The following is a 14,413-nucleotide window of genomic DNA, read 5'->3' on the forward strand; positions in this document are numbered from 1 at the left end:
CGTTGCGAACACAGCCGGGCATGGCCCGGCACGGTAGGGTCGCTCCCCGGACGACTGCACGTGGTGCTTCCCGGCCGGTGCTGGGCATGACCCTGGCCGGAGAGGTGCGTCTGCTTCGGTAGTAAGGAGGATGCGTTCGTCGCGGCGATGGGCGGTATCGGCAGTCGTTTGGGAACCGACCCTGCCGGGGGACCATGCTGCGCGGTCAGGTCCAGTCGTAGGAGAACAACACGGTGCGGCTGTCCGGCTCGTACAGCATCACGATGGCATCGGCGCCGGCGGCGCACCAGTTGTAACCGGCCACTTCGGCCACCGCGAAGAACGGCTTGCCGTCGCGGGTGATGCGCACGTTTTCGGCATCGTCAGGCCGGTCGCGGTCGTACATCGAAGGATCCAGCGCGATGTCGAACGCCGATGGGATCTCTGCGGTTTCGGTCCAGTTGCCACCGGAAATCTGCCCGCCCAGGGTATCCAGATAGGCCTGCTCGCCCGGTTCGCCATCGCCATAACGCGAGTAGCTGGCCAGGCGGCCGTGGGCCTGGAAGTAGGCGTGTGCCTTGGCGTAACTTTCGCGCATTTCCGCGATGTGCTCCACCGCATCGGTGTCGTCCACCTGGTCGCCGATGAAGTAACCGGCGTTGCCGAGGAAGCGCATGCGATTGTCGCCGGTCAGCTCGAACGCGATCCAGTTGCTGCCGGTGAACGCGTTGTGGTGTTCGGTGGTTTCATCACCGATGCAGCCCTCATAGGGCTCGATCGGGCACAGCATCGTGGCCACGGTACCGGCCAGTTCGGGGCGCAGTACACCCAGGTCGATACTGAGCAGCGGCAGCAGGTGCGCGGCCAGCCAAGGCTGGTCATCGACGAATACGTCGGTGGGGAAGGGCAGCATGCCCGGCAGCAGGGTGCGGACATCGGTCTGGTGAAACATGTCATTCCTTTGCACGTAAACGGTAATGCCGGCCGCTGGCCGGCAACCTCATGACGCTCGACTACAAATAGGGTGGCCGGCCGTTTGCCGGCATCACCCTCAGCTCGACGCGCTGCGGATCGCCTCGGGCAGCGGTGCGCTCTTGCCGGTCTGGGTGTCCATCCACACCACCACCACGTTGCCATCCGAATACAGCGTGCTGTCGTTCTTCTCGTCCACGATGCGGTGGCCGATGGTCACGCTGCTGTTGCCCAGGCGTTCGACGAACAGCTCCACCACGATGTCGTTGGGCCATACGATCGGCAGGCGGTAGTTGACGTTGGTGGCGGCCACCACCGGCGCGATGCGGTCGGTCATCGACACGCCCTCTACCCCCAGCATCCAGCGCACGCGCGCTTCTTCCAGGTAGGAAATGTACTTGGCGTTGTTGACGTGGCCCATGCTGTCCATGTCGCGCCAGCGCACGCTGATCGGCACGCGGGCGAGGATCTTGTGCTCGTTGCTCATGCGGTCTTCTTCTTGCTCTTGGCGGGGGCTTTGGTCGCGGCGGTCTTGCGCACGGCCTTCTTCGGCTCCGGCTTGGCCTTGCGCGGCGGCCGGGCGTCGGGCTTGTTGGCCACGGCCGCCGGTTGTTCCGGGCGCGCGTTGGTGGACGGCAGCATCTTGGCCAGGAACTGGCCGGTGTACGAGGTCGGGCAGGCCGCCACGTCTTCGGGCGTACCGGTGACCAGGATGGTGCCGCCACGGTGGCCGCCTTCCGGACCGAGGTCGACGATCCAGTCGGCGGTCTTGATCACATCCAGGTTGTGCTCGATCACCACCACCGTGTTGCCTTCGTCGCGCAGCTTGTGCAGCACGCCGAGCAGCGCCTCGATATCGTGGAAGTGCAGGCCGGTGGTGGGCTCATCCAGGATGTACAGGGTACGCCCGGTATCGCGCCGCGACAGTTCCTTGGACAGCTTCACCCGCTGCGCCTCGCCGCCGGACAGCGTGGTCGCGCTCTGGCCCAGCTTGATGTAGCTCAGGCCCACGTCGACCAGCGTTTCCAGCTTGCGCGCAATGGAGGGCACCGGCTCGAACAGCTTCAGCGCATCTTCGACGGTCATCTGCAGCACGTCGTTGATGTTGTAGCCCTTGTACAGGATCTCCAGCGTCTCGCGGTTGTAGCGCTTGCCGTGGCAGACATCGCAGGGCACGTACACATCCGGCAGGAAATGCATTTCCACCTTGATCAGGCCATCGCCCTGGCAGGCTTCGCAGCGGCCGCCGCGCACGTTGAAGCTGAAGCGGCCCGGCGAATAGCCGCGCGCGCGCGCTTCGGGCACCTGGGCGTACAGCTCGCGCAAGGGGGTGAACAGGCCGGTGTAGGTGGCCGGGTTGGAGCGCGGAGTGCGGCCGATCGGCGACTGGTCGATGTCCACCACCTTGTCGAACAGGTCCAGTCCCTGCACTTCCTTGTACGGTGCGATCGGGTGCGAGGAGCCGTTGATCTCGTTGGCGGCCAGCGAGAACAGGGTGTCGTTGATCAGGGTCGACTTGCCCGAGCCGGACACGCCGGTGATGCAGGTCAGCAGGCCCGAGGGAATGTCCAGGTCCACGCCCTTGAGGTTGTTGCCACTGGCGCCGCGCAGGTGCAGGGTCATCTTCGGGTTGGGCTTGTGCCGGCGGGCCGGGATTTCGATCGCGCGCTTGCCCGACAGGTACTGGCCGGTCAGCGAACGCGGCGCGTCCAGGATGTCCTGCAGGGTGCCCTGGCCGACGATTTCGCCACCGTGCACGCCCGCGCCCGGGCCGATGTCCAGCACGTAGTCGGCCAGCCGGATGGCGTCTTCGTCGTGCTCGACCACGATCACCGTATTGCCCAGGTCGCGCAGGCGGGTGAGGGTGCCGAGCAGGCGCTCGTTGTCGCGCTGGTGCAGGCCGATCGAGGGTTCGTCGAGCACGTACATCACCCCGACCAGGCCGGCGCCGATCTGGCTGGCCAGGCGGATGCGCTGGGCCTCGCCACCGGACAGGGTGTCGGCCTTGCGCTCCAGGGTGAGGTAGTCCAGGCCCACATCGACCAGGAATCCCAGCCGCTCGCCGATCTCCTTGACGATCTTGCCGGCGATCTCGCCGCGCCAGCCGGGCAGGCTCATGCTGCTGAAGAACTTCAGCGCTTCATCGATCGGCAGCACCACCAGTTCAGGCAGGGCGCGGTCGGCCACGAACACGTTGCGCGCGGCCTTGTTCAGGCGCTGGCCGTGGCACTGCGGGCAGTCGCGTTCGCTGATGTACTTGGCCAGCTCCTCGCGCACCGCCGAGGATTCGGTTTCCTTGTAGCGGCGCTCCAGGTTGGGAATGATGCCCTCGAAGCGGTGCTTGCGCTGGGTGCGCCCACCGGCCTCGGTGAAGTAGGTGAAGGTGATCGTCTCTTCGCCGCTGCCGTACAGCACGGCCTGACGCACGTCCTCGGGCAGGCTCTGCCACGGGGCGTCGGTGTCGAACTTGTAGTGCTTGGCCAGCGAGGCGATCAGCTGGAAGTAATAGGCGTTGCGCCGGTCCCAGCCGCGCACCGCGCCGGCCGAGAGCGACAGCTCCGGGTGCACCACCACCCGCGAGGGGTCGAAGAACTCGGCCATGCCCAGGCCATCGCAGCCCGGGCAGGCGCCGACCGGCGAGTTGAACGAGAACAGGCGCGGTTCCAGCTCGGGCAGCGAGTAGTCGCAGACCGGGCAGCTGTACTTGGAGGAGAACAGGTGGGCTGGCGCGTCCTCCACATCGAGGGACTGCACCGAGACCATGCCGTCGCCCAGCTTCAGCGCGGTTTCAAAGCTCTCGGCCAGGCGCTGCTTGATGTCCTCGCGCGGACGGAAGCGGTCGATCACCGCCTCGATGGTGTGCTTCTGGCGCAGCGCCAGCGGCGGCACCGCGTCGATTTCATGCAGCTGGCCGTCCACGCGCACGCGCACATAGCCCTGTGCGCGCAGCTGGTCGAAGACCTGGGCGTGCTCGCCCTTGCGCTCGCGGATCATCGGGGCCAGCAGCATGTAGCGCTGCTCGGCGTCCAGGGTGAGCACGTGGTCGACCATCTGGCTGACCGTCTGCGCTTCCAGCGGATAGCCGTGGTCGGGGCAGCGCGGGCTGCCGACGCGGGCATACAGCAGGCGCAGGTAGTCGTAGATCTCGGTGATGGTGCCCACGGTCGAGCGCGGGTTGTGCGAGGTCGATTTCTGCTCGATCGAGATCGCCGGGGACAGGCCCTCGATATGGTCCAGGTCCGGCTTTTCCATCACGCTCAGGAACTGCCGGGCGTAGGCCGACAGCGATTCCACGTAGCGGCGCTGGCCTTCGGCGTAGATGGTGTCGAACGCCAGCGAAGACTTGCCCGAGCCGGACAGGCCGGTGATCACGATCAGCTTGTCGCGGGGCAGGTCGAGATCGATGTTCTTGAGGTTGTGCGTCCGCGCGCCGCGGATGCGGATGAAATCCATCGCCATGGGGGATCCGTTGTAAGGCTTTGGCCCGGAGGGCCGGCAAGCGGGTGGGGCAAGCGGAGACGGCAATCGGTCAGCCTACCGAGCTTGGGATTTGGGGGCAATCGCGCACATTGCCAGCCCCGGGTCTCAATGCCTGAGACCGGCCGGGGCCGTGCCTGAACGGGATTCAGGCCCAGGCCGGGCAAGGCGGGGGGTGACTTGACCCGGACCACCCCCAGTCATTAAAATCCCGCTTCTGTCTGCCCTCGATGGCGGCAGTCCATAGACCACAATAACTACAGAGGAAGTCTGGTCATGTACGCAGTACTGGTAACCGGCGGTAAGCAATACCGCGTGGCGCAGGGCGAAAAGCTCCGCGTTGAAAAGCTCGAAGTCGAAGTCGGCAGCGAGATCAAGTTTGACACCGTCCTGATGTTGGGCGACAGCGATGGCATCAAGATCGGCGACGCAGTCAGCGGCGCTTCGGTCACCGCCACGGTCGTGTCCCAGGGTCGTGCTGACAAGGTCCGGATCATCAAGTTCCGTCGCCGTAAGCACCACATGAAGCGCCAGGGTCACCGTCAGTACTACACCGAAATCGAGATCACCGGCATTGCCGGTGGCAGCAAGTAATCAAGGAGACCAGTCATGGCACATAAGAAGGGCGTAGGCTCATCGCGCAACGGTCGCGACTCCAACCCGAAGTACCTCGGCGTCAAGATCTTCGGTGGCCAGGCCATCGATGCCGGCAACATCATCGTGCGTCAGCGCGGCACCCAGTTCCATCCGGGCAGCGGCGTTGGCCTCGGCCGTGACCACACCCTGTTCGCGCTGGTCGACGGCAAGGTGGAGTTCTCGGTGAAGGGCCCGAAGAAGCGTCGTACCGTCAGCGTCGTCGCCGAAGCCTGATCTTCGCGATACGCGGGCGCCCACGCCTCGGCGTGGGGCCGCTGACGAAAGCCCCGCTTCGGCGGGGTTTTTGTTTTTATCCAAGCACCTACGGCGGGGATCGTTCCCGCCACCGTCGCCGGATCGTACCGGTGACGTTAGACTCTGCGGTCGGGCGCATCGATGGCCCATCGCCTCCAGTTGGCATCCAGAATCATGAAACTTGTAGACGAAGCAGAAATCCAGGTCACCGCCGGCAATGGCGGCAACGGCTGCGTCGGTTTCCGTCGCGAGAAGTTCATTCCGCTGGGCGGCCCGGACGGTGGCGATGGCGGCAATGGCGGCAGCGTGTGGATCCGCGCCGATGCGAACCTGAACACCCTGGTCGATTTCCGCCATGAGCGCATCTTCAAGGCGCAGCGCGGCGAGAACGGCATGGGCCGCCAGGCCTACGGCAAGGGCGGCGAAGACCTGGTCATCACCGTGCCGGTCGGCACCGTGGTCATGAACGTGGCCACCGATGAGGTGATCGGCGACCTGACCCAGCACGATGACCGCCTGCTGGTGGCCAAGGGCGGCCGCGGCGGCCTGGGCAACATGCATTTCAAGAGCTCCACCAACCGCTCGCCGCGCCAGGCGCTGCCGGGCGAAGAGGGTGAAGAGCGCCTGCTCAAGCTGGAGCTGAAGCTGCTGGCCGACGTCGGCCTGCTCGGCTTCCCCAATGCCGGCAAGAGCACCCTGATCCGCGCCGTGTCTGCGGCGACCCCGAAGGTGGCCGACTACCCGTTCACCACCCTGTACCCGAACCTGGGCGTGGTCCGGGTCGAAAATTACCGCAGCTTCGTGATCGCCGACATTCCCGGCCTGATCGAGGGCGCGGCCGACGGTGCCGGCCTGGGCGCGCAGTTCCTGCGCCACCTGCAGCGCACCCGCCTGCTGCTGCACCTGGTGGACATCTCGCCGATGGAAGGCGGCGTGGAGGGCGTGTCGCCGATCGAGCAGGTCCGCGCGATCGAGCGCGAGCTGGAAAAGCACGACCCGGAACTGCTGGACAAGCCGCGCTGGCTGGTACTGAACAAGGCCGACCTGATGTTCGAGGACGAGGCCAAGGCTGCCGCCGAGAAGATCGTCGCCGAGCTGGGCTGGACCCAGCCGTGGTACCTGGTCTCGGCGCTGGGCCGTGAAGGCACCTGGCCGATCATGACCAACATCATGGCCTTCTTCGACCGCCAGAAGGAAGACGAGGCGCAAGCGCGCGATGCGTACTGAGCGCGTCCGCGCGCCCCTGAGAAACCCGGCTGCGGCCGGGTTTTTCTGTGGTGCATCGCCAGCAGGCGTATCGGCGCATATCGGTCGGCGCGCGCGCGGCCACGACCGGGTAGGGCCACGCCATGCGTGGCTGGCGCCGGGCGTACGCGATGCCGGAATGGGCCGCAGCCACGCATGGCGTGGCTCTACTCCTGTCGCGGCTGGAACGGCAGACGCAAAAAACGGCCAGGAGCCGTTTTTGACATCGCTTGCCGATGGCCCGAAGGGTTGCGTACAGGGATGTAACGCAACAAAAAACGGCCAGGAGCCGTTTTTGACATCGCTTGCCGATGGCCCGAAGGGTTGCGTACAGGGATGTAACGCAACAAAAAACGGCCAGGAGCCGTTTTTGACATCGCTTGCCGATGGCCCGAAGGGTTGCGTACAGGGATGTAACGCAACAAAAAACCCGGCCGGGGCCGGGTTCTTCTGTGCTGCCGAAAGCCAGGCTTCCGGCAACCCCTTCGCCGTATCAGGCGGCCTTGATGGCCTTGATGCGCGCGGTCAGGCGGCTCTTGTGGCGAGCGGCCTTGTTCTTGTGGATCAGACCACGCGAGCTGAAACGGTCGAGGATCGGCTGGGCGACGGCAAAGGCTGCCTCGGCGCCGGCGGCGTCATTGGCATCCAGAGCCTTGATCACCTTCTTGACAGCGGTGCGCAGCATCGAACGCTGAGCCGTATTGCGCGCGTTGCGCACGACGGTCTGCTTGGCGCGCTTCTTGGCGGACTTGATATTGGCCACAGTGGTGGTTTCCTGAAAAATCGGTGTAATGGGAACAGCAAGCTGGAAAGTATGATCGCTTGAAAAATGTACGTCAAGTCAATTGTCAAGAGGGAACACCGGTGAGTTCACCCAGGATGTTGCGCGGGCTGCTGTCGTTCAGCAGCATGACCATGATATCGCGGGTGCTGGGGCTGGTCCGCGACCTGGTCATCACCACCACCTTCGGCACCAATGCGGTGACCGACGCCTTCTGGGTCGCCTTCCGGGTGCCCAACTTCCTGCGCCGGCTGTTCGCCGAGGGCTCGTTCGCCACCGCCTTCGTGCCGGTGTTCACGGAAGTGAAGGAAACCCGTTCGCATGCCGAGCTGCGCGAGCTGATGTCGCGGGTGGCCGGCACCCTGGGCGGGGTGCTGCTGCTGGTCACCGCGCTGGCGCTGATCTTCGCCCCGCAGCTGGCCACGCTGTTCGCCAGCGGGGTGGACACCGACCCGGCCAAGCATGGCCTGCTGGTGGACCTGTTCCGGCTGACCTTCCCATTCCTGCTGTTCGTCTCGCTGACCGCGCTGGCCGGCGGGGCGCTCAACAGCTTCCAGAAATTCGCCATGCCGGCGCTGACCCCGGTTATCCTCAACCTGTGCATGATCGCCGGCGCGCTGTGGCTGGCGCCACGGCTGGGCGGCACCCCGGAGAAACAGATCCTGGCCCTGGGCTGGGCAGTGCTGGCCGCCGGCCTGCTGCAGCTGCTGTTCCAGCTGCCCTCGCTGAAAGGCATCAACCTGCTCACCCTGCCGCGCTGGGGCTGGCGCCACCCGGGCGTGCGCAAGGTGCTGACCCTGATGGTGCCGACCCTGTTCGGCTCGTCGGTGGCCCAGATCAACCTGCTGCTGGACACGGTGATCGCCGCCAAGCTGACCGACGGCTCGCAGTCCTGGCTGTCGCTGGCCGACCGCTTCCTGGAGCTGCCGCTGGGCGTGTTCGGGGTGGCGCTGGGCACGGTGATCCTGCCGGCGCTGGCCCGCCACCACGTCAGCACCGACAAGGCCGGCTTCTCCAGCGCGCTGGACTGGGGGCTGCGCACGACCCTGCTGATCGCCGTGCCGGCCATGCTCGGCCTGATGCTGCTGGCCGAGCCGCTGATCGCCACGGTGTTCCAGCACGGCCAGTTCAGCGCGTTCGATACCCGCATGACCGCCTTGTCGGTGTACGGCCTGAGCTTCGCCCTGCCGGCGTTCGCGCTGCTCAAGGTGGTGCTGCCGGCGTTCTACGCCCGCCAGGACACCCGCACCCCGGTCCGCGCCGGCCTGATCGCGCTGGTGGCCAACATGGCGTTCAACTTCATCCTGCTGGCGGTGCTGTACCACCTGATGGTGCCCGAGGCGCTCAAGGCCCAGGGCGTGTGGACCGCGCTGGGCAAGCAGCCCGGCCTGCACCTGGCGCTGGGCATTGCCAGCGCGCTGTCCAGTTACCTGAACCTGGGGTTGCTGTGGTACTGGCTGGGCAAGACCGGGGTGTACCAGCCCAGGCCGGGCTGGGGCGGCTATGCGGCCCGCCTCGGCGTGGCCTGCGCGGCGATGGTGGCCGTGCTGCTGGGCCTGCTGTACGGGATGGCGGGCTTCACCGGGATGGACAAATGGCAGCGGATCGGCAACCTCGCGCTGCTGGTCGGCGGCGGCGGCCTGACCTACCTGGTCGCCCTGGTCGCGATGGGTTTCCGCCCGCGCCACCTGCGCGAGCATTGATCCGTGGGCACCCCGGCTATACTTCATGGCTATCCCTTGCAGCGCATCGGTCCGGGTGGGCCAGATTCCAGTTGATGAGCAGGTTGTTCAGAAGCATCGAAGGCGGGCAACTGTTCCCGCACGGAAGCGTGGTCTGCATCGGCGCATTCGACGGCCTGCATCTTGGCCATCGTGCGCTGGTGCGCCATGCGGTGGCGCGCGCGCGCGCGCTGGGCGTGGCCGCCGTGGCGGTCGCGTTCGAACCGCTGCCGCGCGAGTACTTCGCCCAGGGCGAGCCGCCGCCGCGGTTGACCCTGGCGCGCAACAAGGTGGCGATGCTGCGCGAGTTGGGCGTGGATGCAATCGGCCTGCTGCGCTTCGATGCGCGCATGGCCGCGCTGCAGGCCGAGGACTTCGTCCGGCAGTTGCTGGTGCAGCGGCTGGGCGCGCGCGAGGTCTGGATCGGGCCGGAGTTCTGCTTCGGCAACCGCCGCCGCGGCGACCTGGCCCTGCTGCAGTCCATGGGCGCGCAGCTGGGCTTTGCCGCCGGCGAGATCGAGCCGGTGGACCTGCACGGCGAGCGCATTTCCAGCACCCGCATCCGCCAGCTGCTGCGCCAGGGCGATTTCGCCCACGCCGCGGACCTGCTCGGCCGCCCGTATGCGATCAGCGGCAGGGTCGTGCGCGGCCGCCAGCTCGGCCGTACCCTGGGCTTCCCCACGGCCAACCTGCGCTTCCCCAAGACCCCGGCGTTGTCGGGCATCTATGCCACCTGGGTGCATGGCGTGTTCGACCAGCCGTGGCCGTCGGTGTCCAGTTTCGGCACGCGCCCGACGGTGGAGGGCGTGGAGCCCCTGCTGGAAGCGCATTTGTTCGATTTCCAGGGCGACTTGTACGGCCGCCACATCGAAGTGGAGTTCGTCGCCAAATTGCGCGATGAAGAAAAGTTCCAAGACCTGGCCGCGTTGACCGACCAGATGCACCGTGATGCCGAACAGGCGCGTCACATCCTTTCCGAACACAGATTGCGAGCCACTGCGTGAGCCAGGACTACAAAGCCACCCTTCATCTGCCGGCCACCGAATTCCCGATGCGTGGCGACCTGCCCAAGCGCGAGCCGGGCATTCTGTCGCGCTGGGAGGACGAGGGCCTGTACGCCCGCCTGCGCGACAACGCGCAAGGCCGCCCGCTGTTCGTGCTGCACGACGGCCCGCCCTATGCCAACGGCCAGATCCACCTGGGCCATGCGGTCAACAAGATCCTCAAGGACATCATCGTCAAGTCGCGCTACCTGGCCGGCTTCGACGCGCCCTACGTGCCGGGCTGGGATTGTCACGGCCTGCCGATCGAGATCGCGGTCGAAAAGAAGTGGGGCAAGGTCGGGGTCAAGCTCGACGCCGCGCAGTTCCGGCAGAAGTGCCGCGAGTTCGCCGAAGAGCAGATCGAGCTGCAGCGCCGCGACTTCAAGCGCCTGGGCGTGATCGGCGACTGGGACAACCCGTACAAGACGCTGAGCTTCGATTTCGAGGCCAATGAAATCCGCGCGCTGTCCAAGGTGTTCGCCAACGGCCATGTCGTGCGTGGCGCCAAGCCGGTGCATTGGTGCTTCGATTGCGGTTCGGCGCTGGCCGAGGCCGAGATCGAGTACCAGGACAAGACCTCCCCGGCGATCGACGTGGCCTACGCGGCGCGCGATGCGCAGCAGCTGGCCGCGCGCTTCGGCGCGGCGCTGCCGGCCGACGTCGAGGTGGCCGTGCCGATCTGGACCACCACCCCGTGGACCCTGCCGGCCTCGCTGGCGGTGTCGCTGGGCGCGGACATCGAGTACGTGCTGGCCGAAGGCCCGGCCCACCACGGCAAGCGCCGCTGGCTGGTGCTGGCCGCCGCGCTGGCCGAACGTTCGCTGCAGCGGTACGGCGTCGATGGGCTGGTGGTGCACGGCCGTGCGCCGGGCGCGGCGCTGGAAAACCTGCTGTTGGCCCATCCGTTCTATCCCACCCGCGACATCCCGCTGCTCAATGGTGCGCACGTCTCCGATGAAGACGGCACCGGCGCGGTGCATACCGCCCCGGGCCACGGCCAGGAAGATTTCGTGGTCAGCCAGCAGTACGGGCTGATGGACAAGTACAACGCCGGCCAGATCAACCCGGTCGACGGCCGCGGTGTGTACCTGTCCTCGACCCCGCCGGCCGGCGATGTCGAGCTGGCCGGCGTGCACCTGTGGAAGGCGCAGCCGCTGATCATCGAGGCGCTGCGCGCCTCCGGTGCGCTGCTGGCCTTCGTCGAGATCGTGCACAGCTACCCGCACTGCTGGCGCCACAAGACCCCGGTGGTGTTCCGCGCCACCCCGCAGTGGTTCATCTCGATGGACAAGGCCAACCTGCGCAGCGATGCGATGGCCGCGATCGACAACGTCGGCTGGTTCCCGAGCTGGGGCAAGGCGCGCATCGGCTCGATGGTCGATGGCCGCCCGGACTGGTGCATCAGCCGCCAGCGCACCTGGGGCGTGCCGATCGCGCTGTTCACCCACCGCGAAACCGGTGAGCCGCACCCGCGCACCGTGGAGCTGATGCAGCAGGTCGCCGACCGCGTGGAGCAGGGCGGCATCGACGTCTGGTACTCGCTGGACAGCGCCGAGTTGCTCGGCGATGAAGCGCCGCAGTACGAGAAGGTCACCGACATCCTGGATGTCTGGTTCGACTCGGGCGTCACCCATGAAGGCGTGCTGCTGGCGCGTGGCTTCGGCAAGCCCGCCGACCTGTACCTGGAAGGCTCGGACCAGCACCGCGGCTGGTTCCAGTCCTCGCTGCTGACCGGCGTGGCGATCGACAAGCATGCGCCGTACAAGCAGTGCCTCACCCACGGTTTCACCGTGGACGAGACGGGCCGCAAGATGTCCAAGTCGCTGGGCAACGGCATCGAGCCGCAGGACATCATGAAGACCCTGGGCGCGGACATCCTGCGCCTGTGGATCGCCTCGGCCGACTACAGCAACGAGATGTCGCTGTCGCAGGAAATCCTCAAGCGCAACGCCGACGCCTACCGGCGCCTGCGCAACACCGCGCGCTTCCTGCTCGGCAACCTGGACGGCTTCGACCCGGCCGTGCACCTGGTGGCCCCGGCCGACATGGTCGCGCTGGACCGCTGGACCGTGCATCGCGCCTTCGAGGTGCAGGAGAAGATCAAGGCGGCCTACACCGGCTACAACATGGCCGAGATCGTGCAGCTGCTGCTGAACTTCTGCAGCGTCGACCTGGGCTCGCTGTACCTGGATGTGACCAAGGACCGGCTGTACACCATGCCGACCGATTCGCGCGGCCGCCGTTCGGCGCAGAGCGCGATGTACCACATCGCCGAAGCGTTCACCCGCTGGATCGCGCCGATCCTGAGCTTCACCGCCGACGAGCTGTGGGGTTATCTGCCGGGCGCGCGCAAGGACAACGTGCTGATGGCCACCTGGTACGACGGGCTGGTCCCGCTGCCGGCCGATGCCGGCTTGAACGCGGCCGACTTCGACCAGCTGCTGGCCCTGCGCGAGCAGGTGTCCAAGGTGCTCGAGCCGATGCGCGCCAACGGCGCCATCGGTGCCGCGTTGGAAGCGGAGATCACCATCGCCGCCGACGCCGCTACCGCCGCGCGCTGGCAGCCGCTGGCCGAGGAGCTGCGCTTCCTGCTGATCAGCGGCGATGTGCAGGTGCGCGCGGCCACCACCGATGAAGTGTTCGTCAGCGCCCAGCCGACCGAAAAGCAGAAGTGCGTGCGCTGCTGGCACTACCGTGCCGACATCGGCGCGGTGGCGGCCCATCCGGAGCTGTGCGGGCGTTGCGTGAGCAACCTCGACGGTGCCGGCGAAGACCGGCGGTGGTTCTGATGAACGCCGTCCGTCCGCGTCCCAATGCGCTGATCTGGCTGCTGCTGTCGGCGGCCATCCTCATCGCCGACCAGTGGAGCAAGGCCTGGGTGCTGTCCAGCCTGCCCGAGTACGAGCCGGTGGTGGTCATCGACGGCTTCTGGAACTGGTACCGCACCTACAACACCGGCGCCGCGTTCAGTTTCCTGAGCGATGCCGGTGGCTGGCAGCTGTGGTTCTTCACCGCGCTGGCGGTGGGCATCAGCGGCCTGATGGCATTCTGGCTGTCGCGCACCGCGCGCGGCCACTGGCGCAGCGCGGTGCCCTACGCGCTGGTGATCGGCGGGGCGATCGGCAACGTGATCGACCGGCTGATGCACGGCCATGTGGTCGACTTCATCCAGTGGTATATCGGGGACCATGCCTGGCCGTCGTTCAACATCGCCGATTCGGCGATCGTGGTCGGCGCGGTGGGCATCGCGCTGTTCGGGCTGTTCGACGGCAAGGCCGAGAAAAAAGCGGGATAATTCCCTCCTGTTTCCTGCAATCAACCGGCCGCGTGCCGGCCGGAGTATCTGACCGATGGATGTGTTGCTCGCCAATCCGCGTGGTTTCTGCGCCGGCGTCGATCGTGCGATCGAGATCGTCAAGCGCGCGATCGAGACCCTGGGCGCACCGATCTACGTGCGCCATGAGGTCGTGCACAACCGTTTCGTGGTCGACGATCTCAAGGCCCGCGGCGCCATCTTCGTCGAAGAACTCGACGAAGTGCCCGATGACAACACGGTGATCTTCAGCGCCCACGGCGTGTCCCAGGCGGTGCGGCAAGAAGCCGAACGGCGCGGGCTGAAGGTGTTCGATGCGACCTGCCCGCTGGTCACCAAGGTGCACCTGGAAGTGGCCCGGCACTGCCGCGCCGGGCGCGACGTGGTGCTGATCGGCCACGCCGGCCACCCGGAAGTGGAAGGCACCATGGGCCAGTGGAATCGCGAGAAGGGCACCGGCCAGATCTACCTGGTCGAGGACGTGCAGGACGTGGCCACGCTGGTCATCGACCAGCCGGAAAACTTCGCCTACACCACCCAGACCACGCTGTCGGTGGACGACACCCGCGGCATCATCGAGGCCCTGCGTACGCGTTTCCCGGCCATGCAGGGGCCCAAGAACGACGATATCTGCTACGCCACCCAGAACCGCCAGGACGCGGTACGCGACCTGGCCAAGCGCTGCGACCTGGTGCTGGTGGTGGGCTCGCCGAACAGCTCCAACTCCAACCGCCTGAGCGAACTGGCGCGGCGCGAAGGCGTGGAGTCCTACCTGATCGACGGCGCCGACGAAATCGACCCGGCCTGGGTGGCCGGCAAGCAGCACATCGGCCTGACCGCCGGCGCTTCGGCGCCGCAGGTGCTGGTCGACGGCGTGATCGCACGCCTGAAGGAACTCGGTGCCAGCGGCATCGGCGAACTGGACGGTGAACCGGAGTCGATGGTGTTCGCACTGCCCAAGGAACTGCGGCTGCGCCTGGTCGACTGACAT

12 protein-coding genes are annotated in these 14,413 nt (G+C 66.6%); 8 read left to right on the forward strand and 4 right to left on the reverse strand.

Annotated elements, in window-relative coordinates:
• Positions 1-205 precede the first annotated feature (205 nt).
• The 3 genes from AC3ITM_RS05780 to uvrA form a co-directional block, all read right to left on the reverse strand.
• Positions 206-931, reverse strand: a complete 726-nt coding sequence (locus AC3ITM_RS05780; RefSeq protein WP_489269056.1) for an enolase — start codon at positions 929-931, stop codon at positions 206-208.
• A gap of 99 nt (positions 932-1,030) precedes the next feature.
• Positions 1,031-1,438, reverse strand: coding sequence for an acyl-CoA thioesterase (locus AC3ITM_RS05785; protein ID WP_228887590.1), 408 nt, complete (start codon positions 1,436-1,438; stop codon positions 1,031-1,033).
• Entirely contained in the window at positions 1,435-4,410 is a 2,976-nt protein-coding gene (uvrA, locus tag AC3ITM_RS05790; RefSeq protein WP_489269057.1) for an excinuclease ABC subunit UvrA, read from the reverse strand. The genes AC3ITM_RS05785 and uvrA overlap by 4 nt, the downstream gene beginning before the upstream one ends.
• A gap of 294 nt (positions 4,411-4,704) precedes the next feature.
• Between uvrA and rplU the strand changes: the two genes are divergently transcribed.
• From rplU to obgE, 3 genes are all read left to right on the forward strand, one after another.
• Positions 4,705-5,022, forward strand: a complete 318-nt coding sequence (gene rplU, locus AC3ITM_RS05795) for a 50S ribosomal protein L21 (RefSeq protein ID WP_228887592.1) — start codon at positions 4,705-4,707, stop codon at positions 5,020-5,022.
• Between the two features lie 15 nt (positions 5,023-5,037).
• Positions 5,038-5,298, forward strand: coding sequence for a 50S ribosomal protein L27 (gene rpmA / locus AC3ITM_RS05800; RefSeq protein WP_038689688.1), 261 nt, complete (start codon positions 5,038-5,040; stop codon positions 5,296-5,298).
• 195 nt (positions 5,299-5,493) lie between these two features.
• A complete protein-coding gene (gene obgE, locus AC3ITM_RS05805) occupies positions 5,494-6,546 on the forward strand; it encodes a GTPase ObgE (protein ID WP_489269058.1) in 1,053 nt (350 codons plus the stop codon).
• Positions 6,547-7,057: 511 nt separating this feature from the next.
• Here obgE and rpsT read toward each other — a convergent pair.
• A complete protein-coding gene (gene rpsT / locus AC3ITM_RS05810; RefSeq protein WP_019184515.1) occupies positions 7,058-7,327 on the reverse strand; it encodes a 30S ribosomal protein S20 in 270 nt (89 codons plus the stop codon).
• A gap of 116 nt (positions 7,328-7,443) precedes the next feature.
• Between rpsT and murJ the strand changes: the two genes are divergently transcribed.
• The 5 genes from murJ to ispH all read left to right on the forward strand — a co-directional run bounded on the left by murJ (position 7,444) and on the right by ispH (position 14,410).
• Positions 7,444-9,048, forward strand: coding sequence for a murein biosynthesis integral membrane protein MurJ (gene murJ / locus AC3ITM_RS05815; RefSeq protein WP_489270034.1), 1,605 nt, complete (start codon positions 7,444-7,446; stop codon positions 9,046-9,048).
• A gap of 74 nt (positions 9,049-9,122) precedes the next feature.
• Entirely contained in the window at positions 9,123-10,070 is a 948-nt protein-coding gene (locus AC3ITM_RS05820) for a bifunctional riboflavin kinase/FAD synthetase (RefSeq protein WP_489269059.1), read from the forward strand.
• Entirely contained in the window at positions 10,067-12,898 is a 2,832-nt protein-coding gene (gene ileS / locus AC3ITM_RS05825) for an isoleucine--tRNA ligase (protein ID WP_489269060.1), read from the forward strand. The genes AC3ITM_RS05820 and ileS overlap by 4 nt, the downstream gene beginning before the upstream one ends.
• A complete protein-coding gene (gene lspA, locus AC3ITM_RS05830) occupies positions 12,898-13,404 on the forward strand; it encodes a signal peptidase II (RefSeq protein ID WP_489269061.1) in 507 nt (168 codons plus the stop codon). The genes ileS and lspA overlap by 1 nt, the downstream gene beginning before the upstream one ends.
• Positions 13,405-13,459: 55 nt before the next feature.
• A complete protein-coding gene (ispH, locus tag AC3ITM_RS05835; protein ID WP_489269062.1) occupies positions 13,460-14,410 on the forward strand; it encodes a 4-hydroxy-3-methylbut-2-enyl diphosphate reductase in 951 nt (316 codons plus the stop codon).
• Positions 14,411-14,413 lie beyond the last annotated feature (3 nt).

Source organism: Stenotrophomonas sp. KH_029 (assembly GCF_057839765.1).

Excerpts from the sequence above, each read along its gene's own strand:
- uvrA (WP_489269057.1), bottom strand. The coding sequence starts at position 4,410 with ATGGCGATGGATTTCATCCGCATCCGCGGCGCGCGGACGCACAACCTC.
- lspA (WP_489269061.1), top strand. The coding sequence starts at position 12,898 with ATGAACGCCGTCCGTCCGCGTCCCAATGCGCTGATCTGGCTGCTGCTG.
- ispH (WP_489269062.1), top strand. The coding sequence starts at position 13,460 with ATGGATGTGTTGCTCGCCAATCCGCGTGGTTTCTGCGCCGGCGTCGAT.
- AC3ITM_RS05780 (WP_489269056.1), bottom strand. The coding sequence starts at position 931 with ATGTTTCACCAGACCGATGTCCGCACCCTGCTGCCGGGCATGCTGCCC.
- rplU (WP_228887592.1), top strand. The coding sequence starts at position 4,705 with ATGTACGCAGTACTGGTAACCGGCGGTAAGCAATACCGCGTGGCGCAG.
- obgE (WP_489269058.1), top strand. The coding sequence starts at position 5,494 with ATGAAACTTGTAGACGAAGCAGAAATCCAGGTCACCGCCGGCAATGGC.
- murJ (WP_489270034.1), top strand. The coding sequence starts at position 7,444 with ATGTTGCGCGGGCTGCTGTCGTTCAGCAGCATGACCATGATATCGCGG.
- rpmA (WP_038689688.1), top strand. The coding sequence starts at position 5,038 with ATGGCACATAAGAAGGGCGTAGGCTCATCGCGCAACGGTCGCGACTCC.
- AC3ITM_RS05820 (WP_489269059.1), top strand. The coding sequence starts at position 9,123 with ATGAGCAGGTTGTTCAGAAGCATCGAAGGCGGGCAACTGTTCCCGCAC.
- AC3ITM_RS05785 (WP_228887590.1), bottom strand. The coding sequence starts at position 1,438 with ATGAGCAACGAGCACAAGATCCTCGCCCGCGTGCCGATCAGCGTGCGC.